This window comes from Streptomyces malaysiense, from assembly GCF_000980885.2.
GTDB lineage: Bacteria > Actinomycetota > Actinomycetes > Streptomycetales > Streptomycetaceae > Streptomyces > Streptomyces malaysiense.
Map to the genome: position 1 here is coordinate 1 of NZ_LBDA02000007.1, position 22,061 is coordinate 22,061.

The 22,061-nt window shown below is 74.7% G+C and carries 15 protein-coding genes; 5 read left to right on the top strand and 10 right to left on the bottom strand.

Annotated elements, in window-relative coordinates; translation table 11 throughout:
- Positions 1–41: 41 nt before the first annotated feature.
- Complete coding sequence (locus VT52_RS03685) at positions 42–575, bottom strand: NUDIX domain-containing protein (protein WP_046428435.1); 534 nt, start codon at positions 573–575, stop codon at positions 42–44.
- A 165-nt stretch (positions 576–740) separates the two neighbouring features.
- On the opposite strand from VT52_RS03685, the gene VT52_RS03690 reads away from it, so the two are divergent.
- The 3 genes from VT52_RS03690 (at position 741) to VT52_RS03700 (ending at position 4,130) form a co-directional block, all read left to right on the top strand.
- Positions 741–1,169 carry a Zn-ribbon domain-containing OB-fold protein gene (locus VT52_RS03690; protein WP_046428427.1) on the top strand — a complete coding sequence of 143 codons (429 nt, stop codon included), beginning with the start codon at positions 741–743 and terminating at the stop codon, positions 1,167–1,169.
- The gene (locus tag VT52_RS03695; RefSeq protein ID WP_046428432.1) at positions 1,166–2,356 is read left to right on the top strand and encodes a lipid-transfer protein; all 1,191 of its coding nucleotides are present in this window, start codon (positions 1,166–1,168) and stop codon (positions 2,354–2,356) included. The genes VT52_RS03690 and VT52_RS03695 overlap by 4 nt, the downstream gene beginning before the upstream one ends.
- A gap of 118 nt (positions 2,357–2,474) precedes the next feature.
- A complete protein-coding gene (locus tag VT52_RS03700) occupies positions 2,475–4,130 on the top strand; it encodes a GGDEF domain-containing protein (RefSeq protein ID WP_046428425.1) in 1,656 nt (551 codons plus the stop codon).
- 41 nt (positions 4,131–4,171) lie between these two features.
- Here the strand turns inward: VT52_RS03700 and VT52_RS03705 are convergent, their stop codons facing one another.
- The 5 genes from VT52_RS03705 to VT52_RS03725 are packed head-to-tail and all read right to left on the bottom strand — an operon-like array spanning position 4,172 to position 12,217.
- Entirely contained in the window at positions 4,172–4,777 is a 606-nt protein-coding gene (locus tag VT52_RS03705; RefSeq protein WP_046428423.1) for a GTP-binding protein, read from the bottom strand.
- Positions 4,758–8,453: a hydantoinase B/oxoprolinase family protein gene (locus VT52_RS03710; protein ID WP_046428420.1), complete on the bottom strand. Its 3,696-nt coding sequence runs from the start codon at positions 8,451–8,453 to the stop codon at positions 4,758–4,760. Before VT52_RS03710 ends, VT52_RS03705 begins: the two co-directional genes overlap by 20 nt.
- A gap of 24 nt (positions 8,454–8,477) precedes the next feature.
- Positions 8,478–8,873 (bottom strand): DUF742 domain-containing protein, encoded by a 396-nt coding sequence (locus VT52_RS03715; protein ID WP_046428417.1) that lies wholly within the window; start codon positions 8,871–8,873, stop codon positions 8,478–8,480.
- 9 nt (positions 8,874–8,882) lie between these two features.
- Entirely contained in the window at positions 8,883–9,317 is a 435-nt protein-coding gene (locus tag VT52_RS03720) for a roadblock/LC7 domain-containing protein (RefSeq protein ID WP_046428414.1), read from the bottom strand.
- Positions 9,314–12,217 carry a nitrate- and nitrite sensing domain-containing protein gene (locus tag VT52_RS03725; RefSeq protein WP_071387354.1) on the bottom strand — a complete coding sequence of 968 codons (2,904 nt, stop codon included), beginning with the start codon at positions 12,215–12,217 and terminating at the stop codon, positions 9,314–9,316. The genes VT52_RS03720 and VT52_RS03725 overlap by 4 nt, the downstream gene beginning before the upstream one ends.
- Positions 12,218–12,624: 407 nt before the next feature.
- On the opposite strand from VT52_RS03725, the gene VT52_RS03730 reads away from it, so the two are divergent.
- A complete protein-coding gene (locus tag VT52_RS03730; protein WP_063888350.1) occupies positions 12,625–13,065 on the top strand; it encodes a hypothetical protein in 441 nt (146 codons plus the stop codon).
- Positions 13,066–13,228: 163 nt separating this feature from the next.
- Positions 13,229–14,008, top strand: coding sequence for an IclR family transcriptional regulator (locus tag VT52_RS03735; protein ID WP_206306430.1), 780 nt, complete (start codon positions 13,229–13,231; stop codon positions 14,006–14,008).
- Positions 14,009–14,065: 57 nt separating this feature from the next.
- On the opposite strand, the gene VT52_RS03740 is transcribed toward VT52_RS03735, so the two are convergent.
- The 4 genes from VT52_RS03740 to VT52_RS03755 form a co-directional block, all read right to left on the bottom strand.
- On the bottom strand, positions 14,066–18,709 hold the full coding sequence (locus VT52_RS03740) for a hypothetical protein (protein ID WP_046421943.1): 4,644 nt from the start codon (positions 18,707–18,709) through the stop codon (positions 14,066–14,068).
- Positions 18,710–18,764: 55 nt separating this feature from the next.
- Positions 18,765–19,643, bottom strand: a complete 879-nt coding sequence (locus VT52_RS03745; protein WP_046421942.1) for a hypothetical protein — start codon at positions 19,641–19,643, stop codon at positions 18,765–18,767.
- Positions 19,644–19,709: 66 nt separating this feature from the next.
- On the bottom strand, positions 19,710–21,221 hold the full coding sequence (locus tag VT52_RS03750; RefSeq protein ID WP_420856255.1) for a hypothetical protein: 1,512 nt from the start codon (positions 21,219–21,221) through the stop codon (positions 19,710–19,712).
- Between the two features lie 135 nt (positions 21,222–21,356).
- Complete coding sequence (locus VT52_RS03755; RefSeq protein WP_046421939.1) at positions 21,357–22,058, bottom strand: GntR family transcriptional regulator; 702 nt, start codon at positions 22,056–22,058, stop codon at positions 21,357–21,359.
- Positions 22,059–22,061 lie beyond the last annotated feature (3 nt).

A 22,061-nucleotide genomic window follows, 5' to 3' on the forward strand; every position in this document is an offset into this window, starting at 1 on the left:
GCCGACGGGCCGCGAGTACCCGGGTGTGCCGGGCCGGCGGGTCAGTAGCGGCCCTCGAACCAGGCTCGGACGGCGGCGCTGTGGAGGGGGAAGGCGAGGTCCCCGGGGCGGCGCAGGAGGTGCCAGCCCCCGGTCTCGGCGGTGGGGGCGGACGGGGGGAGGACGTCGGCCGGGCGTGCGGGGAGGAGGCCGAAGAGGAGCAGATGCCCGTCGGGGGAGCTCATGGCGTCGACCAGCCGGACGTCGCGGGCGGCGGCGTCGATGCCGGTCTCCTCCCTCAGCTCGCGGACGACGGCCTGCTTCCAGTCCTCGCGGTCGTCCACGTAGCCGCCCGGCAGGGCCGTGCCGCCGCGGGCGGGGGCGACGGTACGGGTGATGACGACGAGGGCGGTGCCCTCGGTGTCGCACACGGGCTGGAGCGCGATCGCCACGGGCAGCGGGTTGCGGTAGGCGACCGTGCCGCAGGACGGGCAGGTGCGCGGCCAGCCGGTGACGCCCTCTCCATAGGGCACCCCGCAGGCGGAACAGTGTGATCCCGGGGCGGAGTTGGCAATGGGTCGCTGATTCTCGGACACGCGCGGACTGTATCCGATCACGGGAAGGACGTCTTCCGAAAGTGGTGTTGTCCGGTACGGGCGCGCTCTGCCCTTTTCCCGTCGGGCGTGGCAGACTTCTGACGCTCCGTCAGACAGGCCGGATCCACTGCGTCGGGAGGGGCTTTGCCGCACACCAGGACACCCGTGATCACCGGCTGGTTCACCGGCGAGGGGGACGGATTCCGCCTCCTGGGCACCCGCTGCTCGTCCTGCGCCTCGGTCTTCTTCCCGCGCGAGGACGTCCACTGCCGCAATCCGCACTGCGCGGGCGGCACCCTGGAGGAGACCCCGCTGTCCCGGACGGGGCGCGTCTGGTCGTACACCGACGCCCGGTACCGCCCTCCGTCCCCCTTCGCGAGCGACGCGGAACTCCCCTGGGAACCGTACGCGTTGATCGCGGTCGAGCTGGCGGCCGAGCGGATCGTGGTACTGGGGCAGGCGGCCCCCGGGATCACCGTCGCCGATCTGGCGGTGGGGATGGAGGTGGAGGCCGTCGAGGGCGTGCTGCACGGCGGCGGCGAGGCGGAGAGCGCGACGACGTGGAACTGGCGGCCGACGGGGGCGGCGTCATGACGGGGGACGTCGCCGTGCTCGGCGCGGGCATGCACCCCTGGGGCAAGTGGGGGCGCGGCTTCGTGGAGTACGGCGCGGCGGCCGCCCGCGCGGCGCTCGCCGACGCCGGTGTCGACTGGCGGGACGTGGGCTCCGTCGTCGGCGCGGACACGGTACGGGGCGGCTACCCGGGATACGTGGCGGGGGCATCGTACGCCAGGGCGCTGGGCTGGCAGGGCGCGCGGGTCACCAGCGTGTACGCGGCCTGCGCGTCGGGGGCGCAGGCGATCGCGGCGGCGCGGGCGCAGATCCTCGCCGGACTCGCCGACGTGGTGCTCGTGGTGGGCGCGGACGCGGCGCCCAAGGGCTTCTTCCGGCCCGCGGGCGGGGACCGGCCCGACGACCCCGACTGGCTGCGCTTTTGGCTGCTGGGCGCCACGAACCCGGCCTACTTCGGGCTGTACGCGCGCCGGCGGATGGCGGTGCACGGTGACACACCGGAGGATTTCGCGCTGGTCAAGGTGAAGAACGCCGCCATGGGAGCGCTGAATCCGTACGCCCGTTACCGCAGGCGGGTCACCGCCGAGGAGGTCGCCGCCTCCGCGGTGGTCGCCGATCCGCTGCGGCTGCTGGACATCTGCGCCACCTCCGACGGCGGTGCCGCCCTGGTGCTGTCCTCCATGGAGTTCGCGCGCCGGCACGGCGCCGCGCGGCCGGTGCGGATCCGCGCGGTCTCCACGGTGACGCCGCGATTCCCGAACCCGGTGCTCGACCTGCCGGACATCGCCACCGATCCGGCGGTCGCGGTGGAGCCCCCGGAGGAGACCTTCCGCGCCTCCATCGCCCGCGCCGCCTACGAGGAGGCCGGCCTCGGCCCCGGGGACCTGGACCTGGCGGAGGTGTACGACCTCTCCACCGCGCTGGAGCTGCAGTGGTACGAGGATCTGGGGCTGTGCGGCGCGGGCGAGGCGGCGAAGCTGCTGCGGGAGGGCACGACGGCACCGGGCGGCCGGACACCCGTCAACGCCAGCGGCGGGCTCGCCTCCTTCGGTGAGGCCGTCCCCGCCCAGGCCGTCGCCCAGGTATGCGAGCTGACCTGGCAGTTGCGGGGCGCGGCGGGCGAGCGGCAGATCGAGGGCGCCCGGGTGGGCATCACCGCCAACCAGGGCCTCTTCGGGCACGGTTCGTCCGTGGTGGCGGTGCGGTGAGGGGCAGGACGCGCCGGCGGCCGACGCGCCTGCCCACGCTCTGTGATCGACCAGGAATCCTGTGTGAACGTCTCATGAACTGACCCTGGGCGTCCACGCGCGGCGCCATCATGCTCCCGTGCACTCCTGGACGGACACTCTCCGCTTCGCCTTCCAGCCGCTGGTGAACCTGAGGACGGGCGCGGTCGCCGCGCTGGAGGCATTCGCCCGCCCGGAGACCGGCGACATCCTGGCCGAGGCCCGCCGTGACCCGGTGCTGGACCGCGCCCTGGCCGTGTCGGCGCTGCGCGCGGCCATGCGCAAGGAGCGGCTGCTGCCGCTGCACGTGAACGTGTTCGCGGCCACGCTCGCCGACCTGGGCGGCCTCACCCCGTTGCACGACGCGGTGCGGGCGGCGGACCGGGGGCCCTGGGAGGTGACGCTGGACGTCGTGCCGCCGTACACGCATGTGCCGCACCGGGCGTTGCTGGAGGCGGTGGCCGCGCTGCGGGAGCAGGGGTTCCGGATCAGCGCGGACGGGGTCGGGGACGGCGATGTGCCGCTGCGGCTGCTCACCGACCTCTCCCCCGACCTGGTCAAGCTGGACGCCTCCTTGCTGGCCCGGCCGGCCGCCGTACGGGCCATGCGCACACTGTGCGAGGGGCTGGACGCCCTGGTCGCCGTCGAGGGGGTGGAGACCGAGGGGCAGTACGCGGCGGCGGTCTCGGCGGGGGCGCAGCTGGCGCAGGGCGAGCTGTTCGCGCCGCCGGCCCGGCTCCCCGCGGCGGACGTCTATGTGCCGCCCTCCGCCCCCGCCGCGCCCCCCGTGCCCAGGGCCGGGCCGCCGGTGCGCGAGTTCGTGCGCCCGGCCGCCGTGCTGCCGGTGACGGCGTCGGCCGGGCAGGTGCGGGCCCTGCTCACCGGCTCGCCGGACGTCTCCGGGGTGCTGCTGGTGGACCAGGCGGGCAGACCCGTGCGGTCGGTGCACCGCTCGCGCTTCCTGCTGTCGATGTCCGGCCGCTACGGCCACGCCCTGTACGCCGACCGTCCCGCCGCACGGCTCGGGGACGCGCCGCGCACCGTCGGGGCGGACGCCACCGGCTGGGAGGTGCTGGACGTGGTGGCGATCGGCGGCCGGGACCGGACCAGCGACGATGTGGCGGTGCTGGACGGGCACGGGCGGTGCGTGGGCGTCGTAAGGCTCGCCGACCTGGTGCGGGCACTGGCCGAGAGCCGGGTGGAGGAGGCGGCCGGGCTCAATCCGCTGACCCGGCTGCCGGGTTCGGACGCGATCACCGGCGAGGTGGACCGGCGGATCGCGGACGGGCGGCCGTTCGCGCTGAGCTGGCTGGACATCGACCACTTCAAGAAGGTGAACGACGGCGCCGGTTTCGCCGCGGGCGACGAGCTGATCCGCTCGGTGGGACGGGCGCTGACCGGGGCGGTCGCCGGGCAGGCGCGGGTGGGGCACATCGGCGGGGACGACTTCCTGGTGCTGGCCGACGAGGAGACGCTCGGCGCGCTGGTCGCGGCGGTGCTGGACGCACCCTGGTCGGCGGGCGGGTGGCCGGTCACGCTCTCGCTGGCGACCGTGGTGTGCGGGCCGGGCAGCGTGCACGACCACCGCCAGGCCGCCGCCCGGCTGGCGCCGCTGAAACAGGCGGCCAAGGCGCTCGACGGGGCGAGCTGGGTGCTCGGCCGCGCGGGCCTGGCCGGTCATGAGGTGCGGCGGGGCGGCGGGGCGGACGCGTCGGCGCGGGCCGGCCGGGCGGCGGCCGTCGAGCGCCCGCGGTGAGCGGCGCCCGCGCGGTCGGCCGGCCCGGACCGCCCCGTGCCTCAGCCGCCGACCGGCTGGCGGTGCTCCGCCGTGTACCGCATGGCGTGCTGGATGAGGCCGATGAGCACGTCCCTGGCCGAGTCCCGGTCGCGGGCGTCGCACAGCACCACGGGCACCCCGGCGTCCAGGTCGAGCGCCCGGCGGACCGACTCGGAGGGGTAACGGGCGGCGCCGTCGAAGCAGTTGACGGCGACCAGGAAGGGGATGGCGCGCCGCTCGAAGTAGTCGACGGCGGCGAAGCAGTCCTCCAGGCGACGGGTGTCGGCGAGCACGACGGCGCCGAGCGCGCCCTCGGACAGTTCGTCCCACATGAACCAGAACCGCTGCTGTCCCGGCGTGCCGAACAAGTACAGCACCAGGTCGTCGCGCAGGGTGATCCGGCCGAAGTCCATGGCCACGGTGGTGGTGTCCTTGGCCTCCACCCCGCTGGTGTCGTCGACCGGGCGCCCGGCCTCGGTGAGCCGCTCCTCGGTGCGCAGCGGCCGGATCTCGCTGATCGCGCCGACCAGGGTGGTCTTGCCCACGCCGAAGCCGCCCGCCACCAGGATCTTGAGCGTGACGGGCTCGACCGGGAAATTGCCGTGCTCAGGACGCCCGAGGGCCATCGTTCACTTCTCCTGCTTGCTGGGGTTCGGGCGACGGCCGGCCGTAGCCGCCGCCACCAGGGGTTTCGATGACGAGTACGTCGCCGGGGCCGACGTCGGCGCAGCCGCTGCCGCCGAGATCGGTGACCGTGCCGTCGGCCCGTTCGACACGGTTGGCGCCGAGCGCCCCGGGGGCGCCGCCCGCCATGCCGTACGGCGGTACGCGGCGGTGCTGGGAGAGGGTGGAGACGGTCATGGGCTCCAGGAACCGGATGCGGCGCACCGCGCCGTCGCCGCCGTGCCAGGTGCCGGCGCCGCCGCTGCCGTGCCGGACGGCGAACTCCTCCAGGCGGACGGGCAGCCGCCACTCCAGGATCTCGGGGTCGGTGAGCCGGGAGTTGGTCATGTGGGTCTGCACGACGTCGGCGCCGGGGAAGCCGTCGCCCGCGCCGGATCCGGAGGCGACGGTCTCGTAGTACTGGTGGCGTTCGTTGCCGAAGGTGACGTTGTTCATCGTGCCGGAGCCCTCGGCCTGGACGCCGAGCGCCGCGTACAGGGCGCCGGTGACGGCCTGGGAGGTCTCCACGTTGCCCGCGACGACGGCGGCCGGGGGCTCGGGGGCCAGCAGGGAGCCGGGCGGTACGACGATGTCCAGGGGGCGCAGGCAGCCGTCGTTGAGCGGGATGTCGTCGGCGACCAGGGTGCGGAAGACGTACAGGACCGCCGCGTTGACGACGGCGAAGGGGGCGTTGAAGTTGGTGGGGAGCTGCGCGGAGGTGCCGGTGAAGTCGATGGTGGCGCGGCGCTCGGCCCTCTCGACGCGGACCCGGACGCGGATGACGGCGCCCGCGTCGGTCTCGTAGGCGTACTCGCCGTCGTCCAGGGCGTCGATGACGCGGCGGACCGCCTCCTCGGCGTTGTCCTGGACGTGCCGCATATAGGCCTGTACGACGTCGAGCCCGAACTCGCCGATCATGCGGCGGACCTCGTCGACGCCCTTCTGGTTGGCGGCGATCTGGGCGCGCAGGTCGGCGAGGTTGGTGCGGGGGTTGCGGGAGGGGTGGGGGGCCTCGGTGAGCAGGCGCCGGGTCTCCTCCTCGCGGAAGCGGCCGCCCTCGGTGAGCAGCCAGTTGTCGAAGAGGACGCCCTCCTCCCCGATGGTGCGGCTGTGGGCGGGCATGGAACCGGGGGCGATGCCCCCGATCTCGGCGTGGTGGCCCCGGGAGGCGACGTGGAAGAGGATCCGGGGCCGGCTCCCCGGGTCCGGGGCACCGGTGTCGAACACCGGGGTGATCACGGTGACGTCGGGCAGATGGGTGCCGCCGTGGTACGGATCGTTGACCGCGTAGGTGTCGCCCGGCCGCATCGAGGCGCCCCGGCGGCGGATGACCTCCTTGACGCTGGTACCCATGGAGCCCAGGTGGACGGGGATGTGGGGGGCGTTGGCCACCAGGTTGCCGTCCGGGTCGAACAGGGCGCAGGAGAAGTCGAGGCGTTCCTTGATGTTGACGGACTGGGCGGTGGACTCCAGCCGCGCGCCCATCTGTTCGGCGATCGACATGAAGAGGTTGTTGAAGACCTCAAGGAGAACCGGGTCGGTCTCCGTGCCCAGGCGGGAACCCCCGGTGACCGCGGCGTGTTCCATGAGCAGGTGCCCGTCGCCGGTGGCCGCGGCCCGCCAGCCCTCGTCCACGACGGTCGTCGCACCGGCCTCGGTGATGATCGCCGGGCCGGTGACGGTCTCGCCGGGCGGAAGGGCCTCGCGGCGGTGCAGGGGGACCTCGCGCCAGGAACCGCCGGTGTGCAGGCGGACGGTCTCGGGCGCGGCGGGCCGTCCCTCGTACGGGGCGAGGGCGCTCAGATCGGGGGGCGCGGTGACGCCGGTGGCCTCGACGGAGAGGGCCTCCACGACGATCGGGCGGTCGAGGGTGAAGGAGTAGGTGGCGCGATGGCGCTCCTCGAACGCGTCGCGCATGCTGTCCGGTCCGGCCAGTTCGACGGTGAGGGCGGTGTCGGTGCCGTCGTAGCGGAGCTGGGCCCGGTGGGTGACCCGGATACGGTCCTTGGGGACGTCCTCGGCGACGAGTTCGGCGCGGGCCGCGGCCTCCAGGCCGGCGGCGGCCGCGCGGACGCCGGGCATGGCGGCCTGCTCCAGGGGGGCCTCGACGGACTGTTCGCGCATGGCGGTGGTGTCGGCGAGGCCGATGCCGAGCGCCGAGAGGACCCCGGCCATGGGGGGTACGAGGACGGTGCGGATGCCGAGCGACTCGGCGACCCGGCACGCGTGCTGGCCGCCCGCGCCGCCGAAGGTGGTCAGCGCGTAGCGGGTGACGTCGTGACCCTTCTGGACGGAGATCCGCTTGATCGCGTTGGCGATGTTCGCGACGGCGATGTCCAGATAGCCCTCGGCCACCTGTTCGGGGGTGCGGTCGTCGCCGGTGGCCCGGTGGATCTCGTGGGCGAGGCCGGTGAACCGGTCGCGGACGAGCGCGGCGTCCAGCCGCTGGTCGCCGCCGGGCCCGAACACGGCCGGGAAGTGGGCGGGCTGGATCCGTCCGAGCATCACATTGGCGTCGGTGACGGTGAGCGGGCCGCCGGCCCGGTAGCAGGCGGGGCCGGGGGTGGCGCCGGCCGAGTCGGGGCCGACGCGGTAGCGGGAGCCGTCGAAGCGGAGCACGGAGCCGCCGCCCGCGGCCACGGTGTGGATGTCGAGCATCGGGGCGCGCAGCCGCACGCCCGCGACCTGGGTGTCGAAGACCCTCTCGTAGGCGCCGGCGAAGTGCGAGACGTCGGTGGAGGTGCCGCCCATGTCGAAACCGATGACCCGGTCGAAGCCCGCGCGCTGGGACATCCGGGCCATGCCGACGATGCCGCCGGCCGGTCCGGACAGGACGGCGTCCTTGCCGCGGAACTGTCCCGCCTCGGTGAGCCCGCCGTTGGACTGCATGAACATCAGCCGCACACCGCGCAGTTCGTCGGCCACCTGGCGGACGTAGCGGTGCAGCACCGGTGAGAGGTAGGCGTCGGCCACGGCGGTGTCGCCGCGCGGGACCAGCTTCATCAGCGGGCTGACCTCGCTGGACAGGGAGATCTGGGGGAAGCCGGTGCGGGTGGCGAGTTCGCCGATGGCGCGTTCGTGGGCGGGGTGGAGATGGCTGTGCAGACAGACCACGGCGACGGCGCGGATCCCGTCGTCGTACGCCTCCTGGAGGGCGGGCGCGAGCGCCTCCAGGTCGGGGGCGCGCAGCACGGTGCCGTCGGCGGCGATGCGTTCGTCGGCCTCGATCACCCGGGCGTAGAGCGGTTCGGGCAGGTCGATACGGCGGTCGAAGATGCGCGGCCGGTTCTGGTAGGCGATGCGCAGGGCGTCGCGGAAGCCGCGGGTGACGACCAGGAGGGTGGGTTCGCCGGTGCGCTCCAGGAGCGCGTTGGTGGCGACGGTGGTGCCCATGCGGACGGCCTCGACGGGCTCCGGGGAGTCGCCGAGGAGGGCGCGGATGCCGGTGACGGCGGCGTCGGGGGCGGGGCGGTGGTCGTGGCCCCGGACACCGGTGCCGGGGTCCGGGCCGGCCCCGGGGTGGGGGCGGGCCGGGTTGCCGGAGAGCACCTTGCGCGTGAGCAGGCGGCCGTCCGGGCGACGCGCGACGATATCGGTGAAGGTGCCGCCTCGGTCGACCCAGAACTGCCAGCCTGTCACGTCAGTACTCCGCTTCCGCGCCGGTCACAGTGCCCGCAGGCCGTTGATCACGTCGCGCAGAATACTCTCGTCCGGCAGCTCGGCCGGGGGCACCGGCCGGGTGACATGGACGAGTTCCGCGTGCACGAGGTCGCCGACGAGGACCCGGACGACGCCGATGGGCAGGTCGAGTTCCGCGGCCAGCTCGGCGACCGACTGTGGGGTGCCGCGGCACAGGCCCACGATGTCCACGTGCTCGGGGGAGAGCGTCGGATCCGTCTCCGGGTCCCCGGCGGCGGGCTCCGTGACGACCACCGCGATCAGATCGAGGCGGTGCTGGGCCGTACTGGTGGTACGGCCGCGCGTCATGGCGTAGGGGCGGACGACCGGTCCGGCGTCGTCGTCGAACCAGTGGCTGCTCACCTGACCGTCTTCGCTCATGCCATCCCACTACCCGCCCGTGGGCAGGCCCGTGCGGGGGGCGGCGCCCAGGTGCACGCCGACCCTCTTGACCAGCAGCGTCATCTCGTAGGCGACCTGGCCGACGTCGGAGTCGGCGTCGGACAGGACGGCCAGGCAGCTGCCGTCGCCCGCGGCGGTGACGAACAGGAAGGCGTCGTCCAGTTCGACGACGGTCTGGCGGACGCCACCCGCGTCGAAGTGGCGGCCCACGCCCTTGGCGAGGCTGTGGAAGCCGGACGCCACGGCGGCCAGGTGCTCGCCGTCCTCCCTGGTCAGGTCCTTGGACACGCCGGTGGGCAGTCCGTCGCCGGAGAGAATGACGGCCTTGCGGATGCTCGCGACGCGGTCGACCAGGTCGTCCAGGAGCCAGTTCAGCTCTCCGTCGCCCGTCGCCGTGTGGTCGGTCGCCTTCGGTGCGGTCATCGACCGTCCCCCTTAGTGGTTCCTTGTGCTGTGCCGGTGCGGGCGGTCTCGCCCGTGGCATTCTCCTCCCGGCCGCGCTGCCAGCCGCGCTGGAGCGAGGCCATCCGGCTGCGGACCTCGTCGGCGTCCCGGTCGGCGGGCGCGCCGGTGCGCCCGGGACGCCGTTCCGGGTCCTGCCTGAGCTGAGGGGCGAGACTGGCCTGCCGCACCCGGCGGGGCAGGGCGCCGTCGCCGGGTTCGGCGGCTCCGTCGCCGTCCTTGGGTGCGCGGGCGGAGCCGCCGGGGGTGTCCGGGCCGCCGGGGGCGCTCACCGCGGGGCGGGTGCGCCGGGGCAGCGAGGGGATGCCGGGGCGGGTGCTCCCGTCGGGACCGGTGGCCGGTGCGGGTCCACCGGCCGGCGCCGGCCCGTCCTCCCCGGCGCGGTCGGCCGGTTCCGCCGGGCGCAGGGCGGCCGTCGCCCGGCGCGGCGGGGGCACCGGCCCGGCCCGGTGCGGCTCGCGGCCGGCTCCGCGGGCGTCCCGGTCCGGGCCGGACGCGCCCGTACCGGCGCCGTACGCCTGGCCGTCCGCGCGGTCGTCCGTCTCCGTCGGGTCGCCGTGGGCGGGCTCGGCGCGGTGGGCGCGCCGGCCGGTGACCGGCTTGCCGTGCGAGCTGACCAGCTTGGGCGGCCGGCGGCGCGGCAGCGGTACGGGGCCGTGCTCGCCGCTCGGCTCCCCCGCCGGACCGTCGTGTCCCGACTCCCGCGCGGGGCCCTCGTCACCGCCGCGGGTCAGCGCGCGGCGGTGCCGGAAGAGCCCGCCGCGCTCGCTGTCCTCGTCCGGCAGGGCGCCGGGGAAGTCGTCCAGGGCGTCGAGGTCGACGGGCGCCTCCAGTTCCACCGGCCCGTCCAGGACGGTGGTGGGCACACCGGTCAGCGGCAGCGGCGCCCGGGAGCCGCCGGCGGCGCGCCCGGAGTTCTTCGCCGTGCGCTCCCGGTCGAGCCGGAAGCCGATCCCGTTGGTGTCCGGGACCTCGTCGCTGAGCAGCACGTCGGGGATGAACACGATCGCGGTGGTGCCGCCGTAGGGCGAGGGCTGGAGGGAGACGCGCACGTTCTGGCGCTGGGCGAGCCGGCTGACCACGAACAGGCCGAGCCGGTCGGTGTCGGAGAGTTCGAACTCGGGGGTCTCGGCGAGGCGCAGGTTGTTGTCCAGCAGCGCCTCGGGTGTCATGCCGAGTCCCCGGTCGTGGATCTCCAGGGTGAAGCCGTTGGCGACCCGCTCGCCGATGACCTGGACGGCGGTGTGCGGAGGCGAGAACACCGTGGCGTTCTCAAGGAGTTCGGCCACGAGGTGGGTGAGATCGGCGACGGCCGGGCCGGTCACGGCGACCCTCGGCAGGCGCCGTACCTCGACCCGCTCGTAGTCCTCGACCTCGGCGACGGCGGCGCGGACCACGTCCATCAGCTGCACGGGGCGGCGCCACTGCCGGGACGGCGCCGCCCCGGAGAGGATCACCAGGCCCTCGGCGTGCCGGCGCATACGGGTGGTCAGGTGGTCCAGGCGGAAGAGGTCGGCGAGTTCGTCGGTGTCCTCGGTGCGGCGTTCCATGGTGTCGAGGAGGGTGAGCTGCTTGTGCAGCAGCACCTGGCTGCGGCGGGCGAGGTTGACGAAGACCTCGGAGACGCCGGCGCGCAGTTCGGACTGTTTGACGGCGGCCTCGACGGCGGCGCGCTGCAGGGTGTTGAGGGCCTGTCCGACCTCGCCGATCTCGTTCTGGTCGTACTCCAGACGCGGGACCTCGGTCTCCACGTCCACCTGCTCACCGGCGGACAGACGGCGCATCAGGCCGGGCAGCCGGACGCCGGACGCCTCGTGCGCCTCCAGGCGCAGCCGGCGCAGGTCGCGGATGAGGCCGCGGCCGATCCGGACGGACAGGACGAGGGAGAAGAGCAGGGCGAGCAGGCCGAGCAGGCCCGCGACCGCGCCCTGGGCGATGACCCGCACGGCGACGGGGTGCATGCGGTCCTGGAAGCGGTCGCTCGCCTGGTCGTCCAGGGTGCCGAGGTCGGTCAGGACGCTTCCCGCGGCGGAGTCCCAGCTCTTGGCGGTGACACCGTCGGGGGTGCCGGAGCCGTGCTCGACGACGGACTGCTCGGCCGAACGCAGCGGGGCGGTGCCGGCGTTGTCCCAGAACCGTTCGTAGCGTTCGCGTTCCGCCGCGGGCAGCAGCGGCAGGCTGATGTCGTACAGCAGGGTGCGCTGGGCGACGAGGTCGGAGATCTCGCGGACCTCCTCCCGGGTGAGCCGGCCCACCACGAGGGAGGAGCCGAGCAGGGCGTCCTCCCGGGAGAGCAGTTCACGGGCGCGGGTGAGGTTGACCAGGGCGTGCGACTGCTTGTCCATCTCGACGTCGTCGATGCCGTCGAGCCCGGCGAGCAGCGCGTAGCAGGGGTCGATCAGGCGGTTGTAGAGGTCGAGGGCCTGGGCGCGGCTGATGGTGCCGCTCTCGACGCTGTGGCGCAGCGAGTCCAGGCCGCTGAAGGCGTCCAGGACGGCGGTGAGGTGTTCGCTGCCCTGGGTGCCGAGGCCGTGGCGCAGATGGCGCTCGCGCGCGTTCTCGCGGACCTTCGCGATCGCGCGGTCGCTGGCGGTACGGGTGCGCTGGAGGGCCGGCAGGGAGTTCGAGACGCGCGGGTCGGCGAGGTAGACGAGGGTCTGGCGGCGCTCCTGTTCGAGCACGCGGACGGTGTCCTCGGTCGGATAGCCGATGTTCTGCATGACATCGGAGACCCGGAAGAGCTGGGCCACGTCCTGGCCGGTGACCACCGTGGCGAAACCCCAGATGGCGGTCAGGGACAGCAGCGGCACGAGAAGCAGCGCCACGATCTTCCGGCGGATCGACTTCCCGCGAAAGCGCATGGCCTCCCCCAGCTCGACCCCCGCGGGCCGGGGGTGCGCATGTGCGTCAACAAACGGCGCGAGCCTACTACCGCCATACAGGTAACTCGAAGGCATGTCCGGAAGGTGAACCTCCGTAGCGGCGGCGGTACGGGACGAGTTGTCCGGGCATTGCGGGAGATTGCCACCGTGTTCCGACGGGCGCCCGGGAGCCGGACCCCGCGGCGGGGAACGGCGGTTGGCCGGAATTTTTCCCAAGGCGGGAATCTTCGCGGGGTTTTGTTCGTCCTTCTCCACGGAAGTCGGGGGCGGATCGGGTCGCGCGGACCCCGTCCCGCGCCCCAGCCGCGTAAATCCGCGCAAGCCGGGCAGCTACTGGGGAGTCGGGGCTTCGGGCACCGGGGCGAGGGGTCCTTGGGCGGTGGGGAGTGAGTGACACGGTGAAGGGCACTGCGGAGCGGTACGGGGTGCGGCGGGAGCAGCGGCCGTTGTGGGTCGAGGAGCCCGCGCGGCGGCATCCGCTGCCCGATCCGGTGCGGACGGCGGCGGTGCGGGCGCTGATCATCATCTCGGTCACGCTGATAGAGGCGATGGTGGCGTTCCTGTGCACCATGGCGGAGTCCTGGCCGGCGTTCCCCATGGTGATCAGCAGTGTGGTGAGCACCGTGGTGGCCACCTGGGCCGTGGTCGACGTGTGGGTGACCCGCCAGGTGTGGAACCAGCGGTACGGCGTGGTCTCCGAGCCCAGCAGCACGGCCCGCGCGCTGCGCCGCGAGCGGCGGGCGCGCCGGCGCGAGGAGCGGCGGGCGCTGCGGGAGCAGGAGCGGATACGGCGGCGGGGCGGCACGGGGCGGCTGTCGCACCCCTGAGCCGGACCCCGGGGCGAACCCTCGGGTGCCGCGGTGCGCCCGGAACCCGCTCGGACACCGACTGGAATCGGCCACTTCGGTACGATGACGTTCCGCGTGGCGCGGACACGGGCGCTGCGCGCGACAGATTCCGGACCGGCCGACAGGTGGTGGGAGCCCAGCCATGGCCCACGCGCAGAAGCAGCAGGCGGCCGGGGCGGTGCAGTCGGTCGACCGCGCCGTGAGCGTGCTGGAGATCCTCGCCCGGGACGGCGAGGCGGGCGTCTCCGAGATCGCCACCGAACTGGACGTGCACAAGTCCACGGCGTTCCGGCTGCTCGGCGTCCTGGAGCACCGGGGTCTGGTGGCGCAGGCGAAGGACCGCGGCAAGTACTACCTGGGCGCCGGCGTGCTGCGCCTGGCCGGGGCGGTGGCGGTGCGGCTGGACATCTCCCAGGAGGGCGTCCCCGTCTGCCGCGAGGTCGCCGACGAACTGGGCGAGACCGTGAACCTCGCGGTGCTGGACGAGGACGCCGCCGTCAACATCATGCAGGCCCGGGGTACGGCCTCGGTGGCCGCGCAGAACTGGCTGGGCCGGCGTACCCCGCTGCACGCCACCTCCAGCGGCAAGGTGCTGCTCGCGCACCAGCCGCCCACCGCGCGCGACGGTCTGCTCGGGCGGCCCCTGCACCGGTTCACCGAACACACCGTCACCGACGCCGGGACGCTGCGGACCGAGCTGGCCGCCGTGGCGGAGCGGGGTTACGGCGTGACGGTCGAAGAGCTGGAGCCCGGCCTCGCCGCGGTGGCCGCTCCGGTGCGGTCGCACGACGGCGAGGTGATCGCGGCGATCAGCGTCTCCGGCCCGGTGTACCGCCTGACCCCGGAGCGGCTGGCGGAGGTGTCCCGGCGCATGGTCGCGGCGGGCACGGAGCTGTCCCGCCGCATGGGGTACGGCTTCTGAGCGGCGGCCACGGGGAGACCGCGCGCGCCGTGCCGGGCGGGCTGCCGTCCGCGCCCCTCAGGCGTTCACCGCCGGCTTCCTGAACATCCTCGTCGCCGTGATCTCGCTGTGCACCGCCTCCCCCGCCTGCGGCTGCTGGGGCAGGCCGGGGCGGAGGTGCTCCTCGACGCTGATGTACTTCAGTCCCGCCCGGAGGTCCGCGTCGTTGCGCAGCCGGACGACCAGCGGGAACTCGGCCAGGGCCGTGGTGTCGAAGAGGCCCGTGGTGTAGAGGAGCTGGACGCCGAGAGCGTCGGACACGGCCCGCTGGAGTTCCAGGAGGTAGGTCGCGTTGGCGCGGCCGATGGGGTTGTCCAGGAACAGCGTGCCCGCGTGCCGGTGCTTGTCGCGGCCCCGGTCGTTCGAGCGCAGCGCGGCCATCGTGCAGTACAGGGCGATGGCCGCGGTGAGCAGCTGGCCGCCGGAGAAGACGTCGCCCATCTGCCCGACGGGCACCCGCTCGGCGCGCAGCACCGCGTCGGGCTTGAGGATCTCGACGGCCACGCCCTTGGGCTGGAGCGCCGCCGCGACACCGCGCAGCAGCAGGGACATGCCGTCGCGCCGCATGTCGGAGTTCTTCTTGACGGCGGCCCGGGTGGCCTCGTCGATGACCTCGCCGAGCCGTTCGGTGAGCGTGGCCTGGTCGGGTTCCTCGAAGCGGATGCGCAGGAACTCCTGGCCGGACCACTCGCCGAGCCCCTCGGGGAGCCGGGAGAGCCGCTGGGCGGAGCGCAGGGTGGCGAGGGCCGACTCCACGAGGCCGCGCAGCCGGTCCACGATCGAGTCGCGGTTGCGTTCCAGCTGGGCCAGCTCGTCGGTGAGGACGCGCAGTCGGGGCGCGAAGGCGTCGGCCCACTTCTGGGCGTGCTCGGGCAGCGTGGCGGCGGGCAGCTCGCGGATCTGCTGCCGGGCGGGGGTGCGGACCTGCTCGTAGCGCGTGGAGTTGGCGTGCCGGACCAGCACGTCGCCGGCCTCGCGCACACCGGCCTCGGCGGCGGACAGGTCGGCGGCGCAGCCGCGCAGCGAGCGGCGGGTCTCGGCGGCGGACCGCCGTGCCTCCTCCAGGTCGCCGGGGTACGGCTCGGTCTCCTCCTGCTCCTCCTCGCCGGGCTGTTCGCGCAGCAGGTCGCGGAGCATCGCGGCGATCTCGTCGAAGCCACCGGCCGCGTCCTCGGCGGCGCGGTGGGCGGCCAGCAGTTCGCCGTGCGCGTCGCGGGCCTGGGCCAGCGCCTCGGTGCGGGTGGCGAGTTCGGTGGTCGCGGTGCGCAGCAGCGCCTGGGCGTGCTCGGCGTCGCGCGGTTCCTGGTCCGCGGGCAGCTCGGTGTGCGCCTCGCCGTCCTCGGGGGCGTGCCGCTCGGCCTCGCCGCGCAGCCGGCCGAGCTGCTCGCTCGCGTTCGACATGCGGGTCTCCAGGAGCTGCACCAGTTCCTCGGCGCGGGCGGCGGCCGCCTGCCGGGAGGGGCCGTCGGAGCCGTCGGGCGACTGGAGGAGCTGCTCGGCGCGGGTGCGGACCTTGTTGCTGAGCCGGTCCAGTTCGGCGCGGGCGGCGCTCTCGTCGCTCTCGGCGCGGGCCTGCTCGGCGCGCAGGTCGGCGCCGACGCCGACCTTCTCGTACACCTGGGACGCGGCCCGGTAGGCCTCGCGCAGCGCGGGCAGCGACGCCTCGGGCGTGCCGGCCTCCTCGACCGGTACGTCGTCGGGGGCGCCGGCGATCTCGGCGCGCTCGGCGCGCAGGGCGCGGGCGGTGCGGCGGGCGTCGTCGGCGGCGCGCTGGGCGGCGCGGCGGTCCTCGTCGGCGGCGCGGGCGCGGTCCAGGCAGGTCTGGGCGCGTGCCTCGGACTCGGTGGCCTCGTCGGCGAGTTCGCGCAGCCGGGCCTGCCAGCCGGCGCGTTCGCGCAGCCGGAAGGCGAGTCCGGCGAGGGCGTCGGCGGCGCGCCGGGCCTTCTGGGCGGCCTCCTGGCGTTCGTCGCGGACCCGGACGGCCTCGGCGGCGCTCTCCTCGGCCTCCGCGCGCAGGGTGCGGGCCTCGGCGAGCTCGGCCTCGGCCTCCTCGGCGAAGGCGCGGGCCTCCTCGGCGGCGCGGGCCAGTTCGACCAGGCGGCCGGCGGGGCAGCCGGTGCGCCAGGAGCTGAGCCGGGCGGCGAGTTCGCGGTCCTTGCCGAGCCGGGCGGCGAGGGCCCGGATCTCCTCGTCGCGCTCGGTGGCGCGGGCGCGCAGGGCCTGGCGCTCCTGGTCGGCGGCGTGCTCGTCGTGCATGGCCGGGTTAGGCGGCACCAGGAACACGCCGTCCGGGGCGGCGTCCCCGGCGGGGGTCGGGGCGAGCAGGGCGGCGGCGGTGCCGACGGCCACGGCGGAGCGCGGCAGCAGGGCGGCGTCGGCCAGTGCCTCCCGGGCTCGGGCATGGGTGTCGGGGTCGGTGATGACGACGCCGTCGACCAGTTCGGGCCGGGCGGCGAGCACCCGGGCGTGGTCGGCCGGGTCGACGGCCTGGGCGAGATAGCGCCAGCCGGGCAGCGCGGGGATGCCGTGCTCGCCGAGGAACTCGACGGTGGCGAGGACGTCGGGTCCCGGTGGCAGCAGTCCGCCGTCGCCGAGCGCGCCGAGGATGCGGGAGTCGTCGGCGGCGGCCGTGCGCAGGTCGAAGAGCTGGCGTTCGGCGGTGCCGACCGCGTCGTCGAGGAGGTCGCGCAGTTCGTCGGCGCAGCGGTCGAGTTCCGCGGCGGTGAGGGGGCCTGCGGGCAGGCCGTCCTGGCCGGGGCGCGGGGCGCCGTCGGTTTCGTCGGTGCGCTGGGCGGGCAGACCCGCGCGGGACGCCGCGCCGGGCAGGCCGAGGAGTTCGGCGAGGCGTTCCTCGGCGGCCAGCGCGTCAGCGAGGCGGCGCTCGGCGTCGTGGGAGCGCTCGGCGGCGGTCGCGGCGTCGGCGGCGCGGGCCGCGGTCAGCTCGGCGCGGGACTCGGCGGCGGCCGTCTCACGGGCGTGCTCGGTGGCCGCGCGGGCGGCCTCGCGGGCGGTGTCCCAGGCCGTGACGGCGGTCTTCTCGGCGTCCGAGGCGGCGAGCGCGGCGCGTGCCGGGTCGGCGTCGGGGGCGCTGTCGTCCAGCCAGCCGGCGCGGACCGCCTCGGCGGTCTCCTGCTCGACCTCGGTGAGCCGCTGGCGCAGGTGGCCGGCCTCGCTGCGGGCGCGCTGCGCCTCCGTGGCGGCGGCGGTGGAGTCGCGGTAGGCGGCGTCGCCGGCCTCCTGGAGGACGGCGGAGCGCTCCTCCTCCCCGTTGGCCAGGTCCTCGGCGCTCCCGGCGGCCGCGTGCAGGGCCCGTACGAGGTCCACGGCGGCCTTGGCGCGGGCGGCGAGGGCGGGGGCCGCGTCCCGTTCGGCCTCCTGGATGGCGGCGGCGACACGGGCGACGCGGTCGGCGGCGGCGCGGTGGCGCAGCACGGCCTCGGCGGCCTGCCAGGCGGAGTACAGGGTGCGGGCGTCGGCCAGTTCGCGCTTCTGCGCCGCGGCGGCCTTCTCGGCGGCGGCGAGGGCCAGCGAGGCGTGCCGGTAGGCCAGTTCGGCGGCGATCAGGGAGCTGCGTTCGCGGGCGCCCTCGGAGTGGGTGACGGAGTACGCGGCGGCGGTGACCCGCTGGGCGAGGTCGGCGGCCCGGACGCGTTCCCGCACGGCGCGTGCGGACAGTCGCCGGGCGAGGGTACGGGTGCGGCGTTCGGCGCCGGCGTGGATGTCCCGGGCGCGGCCGCGGGCGTCGGCGGCCGCCACGATCCGGCCGAGCAGGTCGACCGAGCCGGCCGTGAAGTCGCGTTCGGCGATCAGCTCGGCGCGCCGGCCGAGCTTGTTGCCGAAGCCGCTGACCAGGTCGGCGAGGCCGTCGGTGTCCCGGGTGTCGGTGACCGCGCGCAGCAGCAGGTCGGTGAAGTCGGAGTCCTTCTTGACCGCGAAGAGGCCGGCCGCCTCGCCCTCGTCGGCGTTCATCTCCCGCTGGTAGCGGAAGAGCTCGGGGTCGAGGCCGAGGTCGCCGAGGTGCTCGGTCCAGCGTTCGTGGATCTCCTCCCAGTGCACCTCCAGGTGCGGGTACGTCCTGCCGCCCTCCGTGAGCGCGTCACGGAAGCCCTTCATGGTGCGGCGGCGGCCCTGGGCGCCGGACGCGCCCTCGGCGGCGGGGCGCACGGCCGTGGACTCGGCCACCGGGAGGTTGTCCAGGCTGAGTCCGGGGCCGGGCCGGAAGGAGTACCAGGCCTCGGCGAACTTGCGCGGGTCGTTGGAGACCTGGCGGCCGCGCCACTCGCTGACCTTGCCGACGACCACGCACTCGCCGGTCTGCACGTGCTGCCACTCCAGGGCCACGTGACCGCAGTCGTCGGCGAGCAGGAACTTGCGCAGCACGCCGGAGCTGGCGCCGCCGAGGGTGTTGCGGTGGCCGGGGAGCATCACCGAGAAGATCAGCTTGAGCAGGACGGACTTGCCGCCGCCGTTCTCCAGGAACAGCACGCCCGCGGGCGCGGGGCGGCGCGGCGGGCCGGATGGCTCCTCCTCGAAGAACTCCGCCTGCGTGGGCGCCGGATCGGGCACGGGCTCGCCCACGCCCCGCAGGTCAAGCACGGTGTCGGCGTAGCGCGCACCGGCGGGCCCGATGGAGTAGAGGCGGACCCGGGACAGCTCGTACATGGCGGACTCTCGTAAGTCTGGTGAAAGGTGCGGTCGTTCGGGGGCGCGGGGCGCGTCAGGAGTGGAAGGGGAGGCCCGCGTCGGCCACCAGCTCCAGGTCGTCGGTGTCCTCGGCGGGCAGCAGGCTGGCGGTGCCGTCGGTGACCGGGACCACGCCCAGCTCGATGAGTTCGGCCATGGCGGCGGTACCGGCCATGTCGCGGACCTGGAGCTGGTAGCGGGCGGTGGTGCGGTAGGTGCCGCCGCCCTCGTCGCCGGTGCGCTGGAGGAAGCCGGAGTCGGTGAGGAAGGCGAGGGCCTTGGCGACGATGCCGGTGGTGGAGGAGGCGGGCCGGCGGGCGTCCTTGGTGGCGCCGGTGGCGCTGCGTCTGGCCCAGATCCGCCAGGCGGCCTCCAGGCCGGGGGCGTCGGTGGCCGGGTCGGTGTTCTCGCCCTGCTCCTCGGCGCGCTCCTCCAGGCGGCGGCAGGCCTGGCGGACGAACGCGTCGACGCCGTTGACCGTGACGCGGCCGATGTAGCCGTCGTCGGCCAGGTCCTCGGGGCGCGGGAACGCGAGGGCGGCGACGGCGAGGTGGGCCAGTCCGTGCAGGAAGCGGTCGCCCGAGTCGGCGGTGGTGCGACGCGCGTAGTCGCCCATGCGGACGGCGAACACCGAGTCCTCGGCGGCCGTCACGGCCATGCCCGCGCGCGGGGACACCTCCAGGACGACGAGCCCGAGACCAGCGGCGACGGCGTCGGCGAGCCGGGCGAACGCCGGGTCCTCGCGGTAGCGGCGCAGCAGTTCGGTGTAGTCCTGGTCGCGGGCGGGCTGGAGCTTGGGCTGGAGCCCGTAGGCGACGAGCCGCGCCGCGTCGGCGGCGTCGGCGGGGGTGACGGCGGCGGTGGCCGGCGGGACCGGGGCCTCGGTGTCACTCCACTCGACGTGCTCGCTCACGGCTTTGACTCCTTGTCGCTCTCTGACTTGCTCATGCTGCTTGCGGGCCGCTCACCCGCGGGCCGCTCATGCCGCTCGGTCCGCCGCCATGCCGGCCGCGTCCAGCAGCGCCATGCCGACGATCAGATCGGCGCCGCCGAACTCGTGGTCGTCCAGCTCGGTGCCGTCGTCCACGGCGAACAGCAGTTTCTCCTCGCCCTGCCGGTAGGCGGTGCCGACAGCGGGACTGGCCGCGTGCACCGCGAGCAGGGCGACCAGGTAGGCCAGATCGGGGTCGCCGGTGCGCCGGGCCTCGGCCAGCAGCCCGGAGAGCCTGCGCGGGGCGTCGGCCGGCAGGTCGAGCAGTTCCATGGCGGTGGCCAGCTGCTCCTCGCTGAACCGGCTGTCGTCCGGCGTCGCGATCAGGTCGGGCTCGGGCATCTTTGCGCCCAGGTGCTCGCGTTCCACGGGTGGGGTCAGCAGGATCTCCACGAGGTCGGCGACCCGCACCGAGACGGGCGTGCGAAGGCCGGTACCGCGGGCGAAGAAGGCGTCCGTGACCCGGGTGGCCCGCTCGGCGGGGAGGGTCAGCACCGGGGCGACCAGATGGCCGTACAGGTCTATCCCCGCCGTGCTCGCGGGCGTGGCGAAGGCCTGCCGGTCCTGTTCCGCGCGGAACAGCGGGCCCGCCTCCAGCAGCCGGGACTGGAGCTGGGTGTGCCGGCGGATGCAGTCCTTGACGATGTCGACCAGCTCGGCGGCGCGCCGCTTGTGCTCGGGCTCCTCGGTCTCGTCGCGGGCCTTGCGGATGTTGGTGAGGATCGCGTTCTCGTGCCGGTAGCGGTCGGCCACGTGTTCCAGGGCCTCGGCGATCATGTCGGGCACGGCGCTCAGCCAGTCGACCGCGCGCACGTTGCGCCGGGTGGCGTCCAGGGCGCGGCGCAGGGTCTCGGAGTACTGCACCGTGCGGTAGCGGGCCTGCTCGGCGGCGAGCTGGGCGTCGGCGAGCCGGCCCCGGTTGATCAGCACCTCCAGCTTGACCTCGGCGGCGATCTGGGCGCTGGTGACGTCGGTGTCGAGGGCCCCGACCAGGACGTTGACGGCTTCGTCGGTGGTGCGCAGGTACACCGTGCCGCCGGGGCCCGGGACCTCCTCGATCAGCTTGAAGTCGTAGTCGCGGCGGACGTAGGTGCCGTCCGCCGCGAAGGTGCCGTAGACGGCGCGGAAGCCGCGGTCCACGCTGCCGACGTTGATCAGGTTCTCCAGGACCCAGCGGGCCACGCGCTCGTGCTCGGCGGCGGGGCGCCGCGGGGCCTGGGCGGCGATGCGGGGGATCAGGCGGGCGACGATCTGCTCGTGGTCGGCACCGGTGTCGAAGTCCATGTTCAGCGTGACCAGGTCGATGGCGGCGAGGGCCACCTCGGCCATTCCGTACACCGAGTACTCGCCCGCGAGGCTGCCCTTGCGGGCGTCCAGGTCGTGCAGCGGCGCGGTGCACGCGAGCGCGCGCAGCCGACGGGCGAGGCCCTCGTCGGCTGCGGGTCCCGGAGCCGGGCGCTGCGCTGCGCTGAGCTGGGGCGGAACGGTCTCGGAAGTCACGGTGCACAGAGTAGGTCCTCGGTCTGACATCTACCCAAACGAGACGCTCTGCCGGTAGGCCGACGGGGACGCGGGCCGGGAATCGGGTGCCGGCGCGCCGCGGCGCGGCCGCGGGCCGGCACGGCCCGGCGCCCCTCACGGGGTGCCGTCCTCGCCGACCCTGCGGCGGTAGACCTCCACCACCCGCTCCGAGGAGTCCGCCAGGTAGGTCTCCAGCAGTTCTTCCGCCGCGCCCCGCTCCCCCGCCTCCAGCGCGTCCAGGATCTCCCTGTTGCGCGTCAGGTACGGCTCGTGCAGCCGTCGCGGGTCGTCCACCAGGTGGAAGGCGAGGCGGAGTTCGGCGAAGACGCTGCGCATCAGTTCGTCCGTGCGGGCGCTGCGGGCGAGGGCGACCAGTTCCCGGTGGAAGTGGATGTTGGCCGTACCCACCGATTTCCAGTCGTCCTCGGCGGCCGCCGTCCCGCCCGCGGTGACCGCGTCGGAGAGCCCCCGCAGGTGGTAGGGCGGCTCGCCGAGGCCGCGCACGACGGCGCACTCGACGAGGGCGCGGGTGCGGTAGATGTCCTCGACGTCCTCGACGGTCAGGACCCTCACGAACACGCCCCGGTTGAGCTCGTGGACGAGGAGTCGTTCATGGGTGAGCAGCCGGAACGCCTCGCGCAGGGTGTTGCGGGAGACGCCGAGCGCGCCACCGATGCTGTCCTCCGACAGCCGGGTGCCGGGCGGGAAGTACCCGTCCGCGACCCGGCTCCTGAGGATGTCCGAAACCCTCTCCGCCGTGCTCGTGCGGCCCAGGAGGGCGCGGTCGTCGGCCAGTCCCGCCAGCTGCTCTGCCATGCC